A 12,044-nucleotide genomic window follows, 5' to 3' on the forward strand; every position below is an offset into this window, starting at 1 on the left:
CCCCATGAGATCACAACTCCACACAGGCCCTAGTGCTGTGACCGCATGCGTTCGCCGGATCTGGTGACGCGGCGGTCGGCGTCCGTGGTGTCAAGATCTGCGGAGGTCGTCTGGCGTCGGTAGGCGCTGGGGGTCAGGCCGTGTTCCCGCTTGAAGGCCGTGCTGAACGCGAACTCGGATGTGTATCCGATCCGGTTGGCCACGCTCTTCAGTGGAGCATCGGAGTCGCGGAGGAGGCGGGCTGCGGTGGTCATGCGCCACCAGGTCAGGTACGTCAGCGGTGGCTGACCCACCAAGGTGGTGAACCGTCGTGCGAATGCCGCTCGGGACAGCCCGGCCAGTGCTCCCAGCTCTTCCACTGTCCACGGCCGGTGTGGGGCGCCGTGAATGCCCTGGAGTGCGGCGTGGATGGCCGGGTCGTGGAGGGCCGCGCTCCAACCGGTGGTTGCATTGTGCCCGGGCCGCTCGTCGAGCCAGGCCCGCATGACGTACAGCAACAGGGTGTCGAGCAGTGCGGGCAGCAGGGCGTCACTGCCGAGACGGGGCTCTGCCAGTTCGGTCGCGAGGAGTTCGGTGGCTCCGCGCAGTGACGAGTGTTGTCCGAGGCGGGCCGGCAGATGAACGAACTCCGGGATCTCCCGTAGCAGTGGGTGGGGACGGGCCCGGTCCATGAGGTAGGCGCCGCAGAGCATCACGGTCCGGGGCCCTGCCCCGGCGCCGTCGGGGTGGTCGTCCTGGTGGGGATCGGCGAGCGGCGAGGAGGGGAGGTCGGCCACCAGCGTGGCGGGATCGCCGGCCACGGAGTGGGCACTGCCGTGGGGAATGAAGGCAACGTCTCCGGCCTGGAGTTCGATCGGTTCGCCGTCTGGAGGGATCAGCCAGCTCCTGCCCTCCAGTACGAGGTGGAAGCCGGCACCGGTGAAGGGCTGGTGGCGTACCGCCCACGGCGCGTGCCGTTCGCTGCGCGCATAGTGCGGCTGCCCCATGCGCATGGCGGCGATCACGTCACTGAGCAGGTCCATTCGGCCAGGGTATAGAGATCCTCGATGTCCGAGACGATCGCGTATGCAGAAGAGACGCTGCCGAATTAACCGTCTTGCCCAGGAGACCTAGGCTGCCTTGGTGGTCGTCGAAAGGACATCGGACATGCGGATCGCGGTATATGGCGCCGGTGGTTACACCGGCAAGCTCGTCGTCGCCGAATTGGTCCGGCGGACATCGAGACCGCGCTGGTCGGCCGGAACGTCGAACGCCTCGGCGAGGCAGCCGCCCGAGCTGGACTCGCCGCAGTAGACGGCGCCGCAATACGGTGCGCCGCGTCCGGGGACCACGCCGCACTCGTCCGTGCCTTCCAGGACTGCGCCGCGGTCATCAACTGCGCGGGCCCGTTCGTTCTGTCCGGCGAAGCGGTCGTGCGGGCCGCCATCGCCGCGGGGTGTCATTACGTCGACATCGCTGGTGAACAGCGCCACCTCGATCGGATCTTCAGCGCCTTCGCCGCGCCGGCCGAGGCGGCCGGGGTGACTGTCGTCCCGGGTGCCAACGACGATGGCCTGCCCAGCGACCTGCTCGCTCACCTCGTCGCCGAGCATGTCCGTCCTGTACAGGAACTCGTCATCGGCCTGGAGCTGGTCCGCAGTGGCGCGATGCCGTCCCGCGGCACTCTCCGGTCGGCGCTGGAGAACATCGACACGTTCACCAGCGGTGGCCTCGGCTACGAAGACGGCCGCTGGAATCCCGATATTGCCGCACGGCGTACGGCACTCACCTTTCTGGACAGCTCCGGCCCGGTGCCGGTGGTGAAGTTCCCTCTTCCTGCGGTGGTCACGGTTCCCCACCACGTCGCGGTACGCCGGGTCGAGGGTGTGGTCCGTGCGGAACTGGCGGCCGCATTCGCCGACATCACCCCCGCGCTCATCGAAAGCGTTCCCGACGGACCGCCCGCGGACAGCCGCCGCACTGCGCGCTGGATCATCGTCGTTGAGGCGACCAGCGCGGACGGTCAGCACGCTCGCGGCGTCGTCCAGGGCATCGACATGCAGGGGAGCACAGCGGTCATCGCAGTCGAAAGCGCGCGCAGGCTCGTTGCCGACGGCGCCAGGCCTGGTGTCCTTGCCCCGGCCCAGGCATACTCACCCACCGACTTCTTGGAGTTCCTCGTCCAGCACGGCGTGCAGTGGAGCGTCGATGCCGCAGGCGGCGCTGTCGATGCCCGCCAGATGCTGTGACCGCATAGGCTCGCCGAGCTGCGTCACACCGCCGTCCCCCTGACCGACGCACCCCCCGTCGTCACCCACATCGCCTGGCCCGCCCACAGCCGCTCCCTCGCCCTCGCCGGGCTGATCCGCACGGCCGCACAACTATGACCCCTGTCCCTCCCCTCGTAGCGTGAAGACCGTGACTGCAGGGGAAGTTGGGAGTCATGGCGGAGAAGCGACGGAAGTTCGATCCGGAGTTCCGTGAGGGTGCGGTACGGATCGTGGCGGAGACCGGCAAGCCGATCGCCGAGGTCGCCACGGACCTGGGCATCAACGAGACCACGCTCGCCAGCTGGGTCTCGCGTGCTCGCCGGGCCGGGACCGCGTCGGACGGTGAAAGTGACGAGCTGGAGCGGCTGCGGCGGGAGAACGCCCAGCTCAAGCGGGACAACAAGGAACTGGTCATGGAGCGTGATGTGCTCAAACGCTGCATGGTCCTGTGGGTGAAGTAGCCGTGGCGGACCCGGCACAAGTGGCCGGGGTGATCAGCGACTTCAGGACCGCGCACCGTATCCCGCACCGCGTCTCGTGCCGCGCCCTGGGCGTGAGCGAGTCGTGGTTCTACAAACACCGCACCCGCCGGCCGACCCGGCGGGAAGTACGCCGCCAGCAGCTGGCGGAGGCAGTGCAGGAGGAGTTCACCGACTCCGGCGGCACCTATGGCTCGCCGAAGATCTGGATCCGGCTGGTGCGGCAAGGCTGGCGGGTCTCGGTGAACACCGTCGCAAAGCTGATGGCCGAGCTCGGTCTGGTCGCCCGCAAGGTCCGCCACCGGCGCGGGCTGACCCGGCCGGGGAAGCGGCCGGCCGCCCCGGACTTCGTCGGCCGGGACTTCACGGCCGAAGCGCCCGACCTGGTGTGGTGCGGGGACATGACGGAGATCGAGAGCGGTGAGGGCAAGTTGTATCTGGCCACGGTCATCGACCTGTTCTCCCGCCGCCTGCTCGGCTACGCGATGGGAGAGCGGCACGACGCCAGCCTGGTCGTGGCCGCCCTGCACATGGCCGCGGCCACCCGCGGCGGGGACGTGCAGGGCGTCATTTTTCACACGGACCGCGGCAGCGAGGGTGGATTCAACTGGTCGTCGCAACACTTTGATCTCGGAGGTGTGCGACGTGGCCACGGCGGACTGGAGTTTGAAGACCAGCGATGTTCCGGAGGGTCGGCGTCGGCAGTGGCGCGCTGATCGTGCGTTGCGGCCGGCGATGCGTTCGCCGGGGCGGCCTGATCCGTCTCGAGTCGTGCAGCGCCAGTTCTGGCGACTGATCGCCACGGGGGTCACGACGGTGGAGGCGTCGTTGGCGGTCGGCGTGTCGTGGCCGGTGGGTGCGAGGTGGTTTCGTCACGCTGGCGGCATGCCTCCGATCTCGTTGGCCGAGCCCACGGGCCGGTACCTCGCGTTCGAGGAGCGCGAGGAGATCGCGATCCTCAGGGCGATGAACAAGGGCGTGCGCGAGATCGCCCGCGCCCTGGGGCGTGACCCCGGAACGATCTCTCGCGAACTGCGCCGCAACGCCGCCACGCGCAGCGGCAAGCAGGAGTACCGCGCGACGGTCGCCCAGTGGAAAGCACAGCAGGCCGCCAAGCGCCCGAAGACCGCGAAACTCACAGGCAACGACAGGTTGCGTGAGTACGTGCAGGACCGGCTCGCCGGCGGCGTCCGCCGCCCCGACAACACGATCGTCCCCGGACCCAGGACGCTCGCATGGAAAGGGCTGAACAAGCCGCACCGGCAGGACAGACGATGGGCGACGGCATGGAGCCCGGAGCAGATCTCGCACCGTCTCCCTGTCGACTTCCCCGATGATGAGTCCATGCGCATCAGCCACGAAGCGATCTACCAGGCGCTGTTCATCGAGGGCCGTGGCGCGCTCAAGCGGGAACTGGTCACGTGCCTGCGCACCGGCCGGGCGCTGCGGACTCCCCGTGCACGGTCGCAGAACAAACCGCAGGGGCATGTCACCGCGGACGTCATCCTCAGTGAACGCCCCGCCGAGGCCGCAGACCGCGCGGTCCCCGGACACTGGGAAGGAGATTTGATCATCGGGACGGGTCGCTCCGCGATCGGCACGCTGGTCGAGCGCAGCAGCCGCTCCACGCTCCTGGTGCACCTGCCCCGGCTCGAGGGCTGGGGCGAGAATCCGCCCGTGAAGAACGGCACCTCGCTCGGGGGCTATGGCGCGATCGCGATGAACGCGGCGCTCAGGACGTCGATGACGCAGCTGCCCGAGCAGCTACGCAAAACCCTCACCTGGGACCGCGGAAAGGAACTCTCCGGCCACGCCCAGTTCGCCCTCGATACCGGGACGAAGGTGTTCTTCGCCGATCCCCACTCGCCCTGGCAACGACCGACGAACGAGAACACGAACGGGCTGTTGCGTCAGTACTTCCCGAAGGGCACCGATCTGTCCCGGTGGTCGTCCACGGACCTCGAAGCCGTCGCCATGGCGATCAACAACCGGCCGCGCAAAGTCCTGGGTTGGCGGACGCCGGCCGAGGTCTTCGAAGAACAGCTACGCTCGCTGCAACAGCCCGGTGTTGCAACGACTGGTTGAACTCGCCGAGTACGCCTCGCGGAAATTCCGCCGGGCCTGCCGCAAGCTGGGCGTTTTCCAGTCCATGGGCAGGGTCGGATCTTGTTTCGACAACGCCGTCAGCGAGGCGTTCAACAGCGTCCTCAAGGTCGAGTACGTCCACCGGCACGCCTTCGCCACCCGCACCGAGGCCCGGATCCGGATCGCCACCTGGATCACCGACTTCTACAACGCCCGACGGCTACACAGCGTGTGTGGGTTCAAGAGCCCGATCGACTACGAACACGACTACTGGGCCCGCCTCAGCGAGGGGCTGGCTGCATAGGAAGGTCTCCACGATTCGAGGGGATTGACAGTACTCGCCTCCCCCTGATCCGGACACCGAACAGCGCATGCGCGCCCGCCACGCGCACACTGCGAAGGCCCTGGACGTCCAGGTGGAGCCGGGCGGGGAGTTCTGGGGGTGGGCCGGGCGCACCCTGGGTGTCCCGGCCTGCACCGCTACAGGTGTGCCCGTTTGGCTGCGGCTGGTGTCCGCGCCGGAGGACAAGGCGTCGGGGAAGTTGTGGGACGGCGCCCTCGATGCCCAGCACGCTTTCGGCGACCTCGACGGCCACCGGCCCGTCCTCCTGGCCGTCCACGACGCCGTCGATGGCGGCACCGCCTACCGGGCGGAGCTGTCGGTGCGCGTCGATGCGCCGGTCCTGTCCGACGACCCGATCCTCCAGCACGACCTCCAGCTGCCGGACTCTTGGTGGAAGGAACTCGCCGGGTCGCTGGAGAAGGTGGCGGCCGTCGGCACCGACCGCGTCGCCGTACGGCAGCAGTACATGGAGCGGGCCATCCCCGATTTCGTCGGCATCCCGGCCCCGGCCGTCTCCTGCTGGACAACAGCTCATGCGGATGTGCACTGGTCGAACCTCACTTCGCCGCTGCGCCTGCTGGACTGGGAGGGGTGGGGGCAGGCTCCGGAGGGGTTCGACGCCGCCACTCTCTACGCCTACTCGCTGCTGCAGCCGGACGTTGCCGCCCGCGTCCGCGCCGTCTTCCCCGTGCTGGGCAGCCCGGCCGGCCTCGCCGCCGAAGCGACCGTGTGTGCCCAACTGCTCCAGACTGTGGCCCGCGGGGACAACCTCACCCTCGCCGACCCGCTGCGGGACTGGTCCGAGGAACTGCGCCGCCGCTGATCCGCTCAACGGGGCGGCTGGTGAGGCGGGCCCGCGCGGACACGCGGGTAGCGTCTCGCGGCAGCGTCATGCGGCCCCACTGTTCCGGCTCAGTGTGTGGCTGGCTGCGGCACCTCCAAGGCGTCGGCGACCTTCCGTGCCATTGGGCCGGGAGGTCGCAACGACCGTGGAGGTGAAGGCCCGTACTGCGGCGTGCCCGTGGCCTGGTCCTGAGGGGCGTCGGGAATGGGAGACGCTTTGGGCGCGGCCGTGTGGGCGGTCCCGCCCGCCCACGGCGGCTCCGAGCTGGGTCCGGGGGTGCGCCAGTAACTTCAGCGCCTGGTCCTCGACGCGATCGACCCATACGTAGACCGCGAAGTCCTCGACGGCGTCCTTGCCGAGGAACGGCGGCAACGGCGCGAGCTGACCACCTTCTTGGACCGGTACCCGAGCGGACAACGGGACCGCTGACCGCTGGCGCGACCAATCTGAGTCGGGCCGCAGTCAGCGTTTTGCGCTGCGGGAAGCGACAGCACGAAAGCCCGGGGGTAATCGAGGTCCCCGGGTCCCTGACGGTCCACTCAGGGTGCCAGTCGTTCTCGGGCTCACCCCAGGGCCCCGGCGTTCTCGCGAAATGTCCGGTCTGCGTCTCGCTGTCATGCGCGGGGAGCCTGCCGCCGACAGTACCGGGGTGGCGGTTACAGTTCATCCTCTGACGTGGCACCAGAGCCCTTACCATCCTTTGTTACGGATTCGTCCCGACGTTGCAACGTGTATCGGGAGAGCCCGAAACGCCACAGGAGGAACAGGCTGATGATGGCCATGACGATCCCGCCGACGAGCTGGAGGGGAAGACGGACGACAGTGGCTTCAACTACCTCGGGGCGACTACCTTTCTGGGGGATCGCCACCTTGATGTGACAGACACACGCCAGCGGCGGGTCAGTCCACTGCGTTTTTACTGTGCGGGAGGACCCACGGAGAACGGTGAAATCAGAGAAGGCGATTTTCGTCCCGTCCGCCTCGGCGACGAGGTTGTGATGTGGTCCGTAAAAGTCGTGGTGGATGGTGCCGGTCTCTTTGACGGTCGTGGTGAGACTGATGGGGCCGCCGATGGAGAGTCCGGACGTCTCCAGATTTGTTGCCTTCACGGCGTCGATCGTCGATCCGCGCACCGTAACGAGCAGAGGAACAGCCACGCCCCGGTTGATCCGAATGCGGTTCTGTGCCTGGGAAGGAACGAGGGATAGTAGTGCGACGTAGTGCTCCCCAGGTTCCGGGGCAGCAGGCACCGTGAGGTGTACGGTCACCTTCTGAGTGGCGCCCGGGTCGAGTTGGAAGTGCTGCGGAGTCATGGCCACCCAGTTTGCAGCCGAGTACGGCGCGGTGGGCGGGTAGGTCAACGATCCGTCGGCGTGCTGTTCCATGGATGTCGCGGATACGTTGACGTCCCCCTTGACCTTTCCGGTATTGGAGACCTTGAAATGCTGCACGGTCGTAGCCTGGTCAGGTGACATGACGAGCCGGGTGGGGCTGACCTTGAGCGCGAATGCCGGCGCAGCGGGCGAGGGTGGGGATTCAGGCAGCGAGAATGCACTGGAGCGTGACGCGATGATCAACGAGGTGGTGCTCAGAAGGATTCCTGCTGAGCGGAGGAAATACCTGTTCACGGCCTTCTTCTGGCGCAAGATTCAGTCGGCTACAACGTCGCAGCGATGTAGTTGAGGGTGGTGCGGTAGGTGTCTGGCTGTACGGCCGGGATGTTGATCGAGTAGTCGTTGCTGAGGTTGTCTCCGGTCGGTGCCGACGGCGTGTGCTGGATGTGAACGGTCACCGGGCTCGTGTCTGAGAGTGGGTACAACAGTGGACCGCTGCCGGTCTCGCGCACATAGAGATTGCCGATGGGAATCGAGTCGGTATTGCCGGCAGGGCCGGTCAACGTGGGTGTGGTCGACTGCACGGTGACTTGGTAGCCAGCGGGGTTGTTGGTGGTCACTGTCATATTGACGGCGCCCGTCGACGATACGGTTGTGCTCGGGTCGCCAGTCAAGGTGAATGATCCTGTCAGGTTTGACAGTGTGATCGAGCCGAGCACCGATACGTTCACGGTGGTCGTATCACTGGACGTGTCCGCATAGGCAGGAGCAGCAGGGCTGAACGTAGAAGCCCCAAGACTGAGGACTGCCAGGAGAGATCTCGTCAGGGGGCTCCGCGGAGATGGGGAGACAAGCTTGCCTGGGCCTTCGTTCACGTTTGTCTCCGAACATAGATGATCTTGACGTCCAGCTACTGTCTCAAGGTGGTCTCAGGTTTGTGGTGATGTGGCGTGGTCACTGACTGCTGCCATCACCCGTTCAGCTCCGAGACTTCACCGCAATGGACCAGCGTCCAACAAGCCGATATGCCGTTGTGGAACCTGTTCGGCAGGCATGCGTAAGTCCCCGGAGCAATAGTCAAGACCTGTGGATGGGTGAGGTTCCCCCTGAGATGCGGGGAATGGTGACTGCAGGTCAGATGGGTCTCGTGAGAGGAGCCCAGAGGATGCCTGCCCCGAGAAAGTACCCGCTGGAGTTGCGTGAGCGTCCGGCGATCAGTCCCGATACCCGGATTCGGGCGTCTTCAAAGTTGAGCGGTGCGGAGGCAGGGCTCCGTCGTTCTCGCGATCGGCCAGGATGTTTACGTGAGTCCGAGGGTCGCCAGCGGTCGGGTCATGTCCCGCCCGTGGTGGCGCAGGCCCTCGGCGATGTTGTCTCGCCCTGCCAGGCGGAGCGCGCTGATGGCCAGGTTTCTCAGGGAGGCCATCGCCCGCGGCGCACTGCTGGCTGTGTCAGTTTCTGAGGGAGTCGTTTCGTTGTGACTTCGGGAGTCGTTTCTCGGGGTGCGGCGTGATCAATGTCAGTGACTTTTTGGTGTCGCTCGTGTGCTGTGGGGCCGCCCGCTTGGTCACGATGAGAACCGGAACATCCCGTTGGGCGGGCAGCGCGCCGCCGAGGCCGACACGGCCTGCGATTCACGTGCTCGGGAACAGGGGCCCGCCCGCCATGAGGCCGCCGTCGACCACGAGAATGTGCCCGGTGACGTAGCTCGCCCTGTCCGAACCCAGGAACTGGACGGCCTCGGCGATCTCCTCCGGGGTGCCTGCCCGGTGCATGGGCAGCACCGAATCGACCGCGTCACGCGCCGTGTCGTCGCCGGTGAACCGGTCGTACATGGCGGTCCGGGTGTAGCCGGGCGCGACCGCGTTGACCCGGATACCGTGAGCGGCGCCTTCCAGTGCGGCCGCCTTGGTGATGCCGACGACGGCGTGCTTGCTCCCGACGTACAAGGTCGCCCCGGGGTAACCCATCAGGCCGTAGCCGGAGCTGACGTTGACGATGCTGCCGCCGCCCTGTTCCCTCATGACCCGGAACTCGTGCTTCAGGCACAGCAGCGTTCCCTTGACGTTGGTGTCGAAGGTGGCCTGGTAACTCTCGTCGGTCACCTCGGTGACAGGGCCGGGTGTTCCCTCGGTGCCGGCGTTGTTGAAGGCGACATCGATCCGCCCGAATCGCGCGACCGCGCGGTCGACGAGGTCCTTCACATCGGCGTCGAAGCGGACGTCGGCACGCACGAACTCGGCCGGGGCGCCGAGGTCGGAGAGTTCCCTGGCGAACTGCTCGCCCAGGTCCTCGTGGCGGCCGGAGACCACAAGGTTCGCGCCTTGACGGGCGTAAGCGAAGGCGGTGGCGCGGCCGATACCGGTGAGCGCGCCCGTGATGAGGACGACGGGGTTAGACACGTCGAGGGTCCTTCCTGCAACCACCCAGGTGAACGATGGGCAAGCGGGTCGGAACCCCACGACACTGGGTTCCTCTTCGGGCTGGGGCGTATCCGCCGGTACGCCCGCAAGGAACGTGTCCCAGCCGGACGACAGCCGCATCGGACCCGGCCGCCGTATCCATCGAACGGCGGCACTTGATGGTCCCTATGGCCCAGGGACGGCAGCCGGGACAGACGACCCGAAAGCGGTCACGCAGGCGGGAGGCGGACGCCGCAAGCCCCCTGGTGACATCAAAACAAGCTGACATCGCAAACTTGCTCAGCCAGTGACTCCCACGGTCACATCGAAACGACTTCCGCGGTCACGTACAAAGCCACACTGCCGGTGCGCACCCGCGAGGCATCTTCCCCGAACGTCACATCCCTGACGGGTGCTCACGGTTCTCAATCGCCCAGTGCCCGCGTACGCGTGCGGCCAGGTCAGCGGCTGTCGCCTGGTGAACTGTCAGGCTGGTGACCGCGTAGACGCGTTCGATCTGTGAGCCTGTTGACCATGGTCTACCGTTATGAGCACACGACGTCGGAGCCGCTGACCGTCGGTCGGATCTATGCCACCCAGGCTTCGTTGTGGCGTCTGACCTGGGATTATCGGGTGCCAGTCGACTCGTCGCGGGGACTTTGCCGTATCCGTGCTGACCGCTGTTCACCGTCCCCAAGGGCATGGATGGGGCACGGGCCCGTCGGTTTGAGGTTGTGGAGCCTTGTTGGCCGCGTCGGGGATGCGGAATTGACGCACTGGGTACCCGCGTGCCGGGTCCTTCACGTGTGCGAGGGGATTCAGCCGTGCTCTTCCTCCTCCTCGGATTCCATGTGCCGGATTCCCTCGTGGGTGAGGGTGACCATCGCGGGGGTGTTGCCCGGTTCCCAGTCGGCGGTGATCAGGCCTTGGCCCGCCAGGTAGGCGCAGGCGGCGGCCAGGTCCTGTTCCGGTACGTGGAGGTCGCGCCGCAGCTGTGCCCCGGTGATGCCGAGGAGGCGGTTGCCTTCGACGGCTTCGTACAGGACCCGGAGCACCTGTTCGCGGTAGGTCTTGCGTTCCCGCAGTGTGGCCATGACCGCGTCCTCTCGTGTGCGGGGGTGGGCTCCGGGCCCGGGGCTCTCAGATCTCGTCGCAGTGGGCGCCCGCGCCGGCAGGGGTCCGGCTGGCGGCCAGCCAGGAGCGGGCGGGGCCGGCGGCTGCTGCCGTGTCCACGGTGAGGTGGAGGCGAGTGTCGCCGTCGAGGCCGGGATAGCTGCGCTGTTCCGCTCCGGCGAAGCAGTGACGAAGCGCTTCCGCGACCGCGCGGGCGGCTTCGGGCGTGTGCGCGATAATCCGGACCTCGGCCTGCCCGAGCGACGGCAGTATCTGGGTCTCGATGCACTTCACGTGGGCGTGTTCCCTTTCGGAGTGGGCGAGAAGCCGACGGGCGGGGCGCCGTGGCGCCCCGCCCGCTGCCCCCGGTCGGAGGAAGGTCTGTTCCTCACCGGTCGGCATCCGTGCGGTGGGCTCGACGACTGGTGTCGTCCGGCAGGCCGGGAGGTCTCGGCAGGGGGTCGCTGAAGTGGTAGGCCGCGATCCGCGCGTCGTGCTGGGCGTTCAGCAGGTGGATCCAGTACATTCCGATGCCGGTTGCCACGATGATCAGCGCGACGAGGACGATGGTCTCCATGTCGCTCACCTCCAGGTGCTTGCGGGCAGAGGGAGGGCGCATCGTCTCATCGGGTACCCGAAGGGGGACATGCAGGCCCCGCCTTCGCCCTCCCAGGTGGCTTCCCGGCGCGCGGCGTCGCGGATGCCGCGCCCGATGTCGGCTTCGTTGGCCATCAGGACGCCGGCGGTGAGGACGCTGCCGGGGATCGCGGCGGCGGCCATCAGGCGGGCCGCGGCGGCGGGCTCGGTCTCGGGCGGGATGACGAGGAGGTCCCAGCGCCCCACGGTGTAGGAGAGCAGGATCAGCTTGTCGGGGTCCTGTTCGGTGAACCAGGCCACGTGCAGCGTGCGCCCGTCCACGGGCACCGTGTGGGGGATGACCGGCCAGCGGGTGGGGTTCACGGTGACGCGGGTGATGCGCCCCCAGGGTTCCTCCAGGGCGGCGGCGAGCGGTGGGAGCTCGGCTGCAAGGTCGCGGGAGTAGGGCCACCAGGCCCCGTCCAGCTGGCCGGCGAGGGTGGTCTTCGGGGTGAGGGACAAGCGTGCCGGGAGCTCTGCGGCGAGGTCGCGGGGCGCGGTCCGGTCGAGGGTCGTGGTCATGAGGCGGACCTGCCCCCGGACTGCCCGTCGGCAGTCC

At 67.5% G+C, this 12,044-nt stretch carries 16 protein-coding genes and 1 pseudogene; 8 read left to right on the top strand and 9 right to left on the bottom strand.

What is annotated here, in order from left to right; all coding sequences use genetic code 11:
* Positions 1 to 29: 29 nt before the first annotated feature.
* On the bottom strand, positions 30 to 1,022 hold the full coding sequence (locus FNV62_RS53125) for an AraC family transcriptional regulator (protein ID WP_143604975.1): 993 nt from the start codon (positions 1,020 to 1,022) through the stop codon (positions 30 to 32).
* Positions 1,023 to 1,146: 124 nt separating this feature from the next.
* On the opposite strand from FNV62_RS53125, the gene FNV62_RS56740 reads away from it, so the two are divergent.
* The 8 genes and pseudogenes from FNV62_RS56740 (at position 1,147) to FNV62_RS53160 (ending at position 5,979) form a co-directional block, all read left to right on the top strand.
* Entirely contained in the window at positions 1,147 to 1,293 is a 147-nt protein-coding gene (locus FNV62_RS56740; RefSeq protein ID WP_225900752.1) for a hypothetical protein, read from the top strand.
* Positions 1,230 to 2,228: a saccharopine dehydrogenase NADP-binding domain-containing protein gene (locus tag FNV62_RS53130; protein ID WP_225900949.1), complete on the top strand. Its 999-nt coding sequence runs from the start codon at positions 1,230 to 1,232 to the stop codon at positions 2,226 to 2,228. The genes FNV62_RS56740 and FNV62_RS53130 overlap by 64 nt, the downstream gene beginning before the upstream one ends.
* Positions 2,229 to 2,252: 24 nt before the next feature.
* Positions 2,253 to 2,366, top strand: a pseudogene (locus tag FNV62_RS56745) (LysR family transcriptional regulator); the annotation flags it as partial.
* A gap of 56 nt (positions 2,367 to 2,422) precedes the next feature.
* Positions 2,423 to 2,710 (top strand): transposase, encoded by a 288-nt coding sequence (locus tag FNV62_RS53140; RefSeq protein WP_143604976.1) that lies wholly within the window; start codon positions 2,423 to 2,425, stop codon positions 2,708 to 2,710.
* Between the two features lie 2 nt (positions 2,711 to 2,712).
* Complete coding sequence (locus FNV62_RS53145; RefSeq protein ID WP_164331921.1) at positions 2,713 to 3,444, top strand: IS3 family transposase; 732 nt, start codon at positions 2,713 to 2,715, stop codon at positions 3,442 to 3,444.
* 169 nt (positions 3,445 to 3,613) lie between these two features.
* Entirely contained in the window at positions 3,614 to 4,813 is a 1,200-nt protein-coding gene (locus tag FNV62_RS53150; RefSeq protein WP_186003052.1) for an IS30 family transposase, read from the top strand.
* Positions 4,797 to 5,117, top strand: a complete 321-nt coding sequence (locus tag FNV62_RS53155) for an integrase core domain-containing protein (RefSeq protein ID WP_143651830.1) — start codon at positions 4,797 to 4,799, stop codon at positions 5,115 to 5,117. The genes FNV62_RS53150 and FNV62_RS53155 overlap by 17 nt, the downstream gene beginning before the upstream one ends.
* A 67-nt stretch (positions 5,118 to 5,184) precedes the next feature.
* Positions 5,185 to 5,979: a hypothetical protein gene (locus FNV62_RS53160; RefSeq protein ID WP_143604977.1), complete on the top strand. Its 795-nt coding sequence runs from the start codon at positions 5,185 to 5,187 to the stop codon at positions 5,977 to 5,979.
* Positions 5,980 to 6,656: 677 nt separating this feature from the next.
* Here FNV62_RS53160 and FNV62_RS53165 read toward each other — a convergent pair.
* The 8 genes from FNV62_RS53165 to FNV62_RS53195 form a co-directional block, all read right to left on the bottom strand.
* On the bottom strand, positions 6,657 to 7,646 hold the full coding sequence (locus FNV62_RS53165; protein ID WP_143604978.1) for a hypothetical protein: 990 nt from the start codon (positions 7,644 to 7,646) through the stop codon (positions 6,657 to 6,659).
* 11 nt (positions 7,647 to 7,657) lie between these two features.
* Complete coding sequence (locus FNV62_RS53170) at positions 7,658 to 8,065, bottom strand: hypothetical protein (protein WP_205522501.1); 408 nt, start codon at positions 8,063 to 8,065, stop codon at positions 7,658 to 7,660.
* Between the two features lie 569 nt (positions 8,066 to 8,634).
* Entirely contained in the window at positions 8,635 to 8,760 is a 126-nt protein-coding gene (locus FNV62_RS54955; RefSeq protein ID WP_309171888.1) for a hypothetical protein, read from the bottom strand.
* A 208-nt stretch (positions 8,761 to 8,968) separates the two neighbouring features.
* Complete coding sequence (locus FNV62_RS53175) at positions 8,969 to 9,736, bottom strand: SDR family NAD(P)-dependent oxidoreductase (RefSeq protein ID WP_143604979.1); 768 nt, start codon at positions 9,734 to 9,736, stop codon at positions 8,969 to 8,971.
* 818 nt (positions 9,737 to 10,554) lie between these two features.
* Positions 10,555 to 10,830 (bottom strand): hypothetical protein, encoded by a 276-nt coding sequence (locus tag FNV62_RS53180; protein WP_143604980.1) that lies wholly within the window; start codon positions 10,828 to 10,830, stop codon positions 10,555 to 10,557.
* A gap of 46 nt (positions 10,831 to 10,876) precedes the next feature.
* Positions 10,877 to 11,143: a hypothetical protein gene (locus FNV62_RS53185; protein WP_205523201.1), complete on the bottom strand. Its 267-nt coding sequence runs from the start codon at positions 11,141 to 11,143 to the stop codon at positions 10,877 to 10,879.
* 94 nt (positions 11,144 to 11,237) lie between these two features.
* A complete protein-coding gene (locus tag FNV62_RS53190) occupies positions 11,238 to 11,426 on the bottom strand; it encodes a hypothetical protein (RefSeq protein WP_143600344.1) in 189 nt (62 codons plus the stop codon).
* A 5-nt stretch (positions 11,427 to 11,431) separates the two neighbouring features.
* Positions 11,432 to 12,007, bottom strand: coding sequence for a DUF5994 family protein (locus FNV62_RS53195; RefSeq protein ID WP_143600345.1), 576 nt, complete (start codon positions 12,005 to 12,007; stop codon positions 11,432 to 11,434).
* Positions 12,008 to 12,044: the final 37 nt, after the last annotated feature.

Origin of the sequence: Streptomyces sp. RLB3-17 (assembly GCF_007113425.2) — a bacterium.
Classification (GTDB): Bacteria; Actinomycetota; Actinomycetes; order Streptomycetales; family Streptomycetaceae; genus Streptomyces; species Streptomyces mirabilis_D.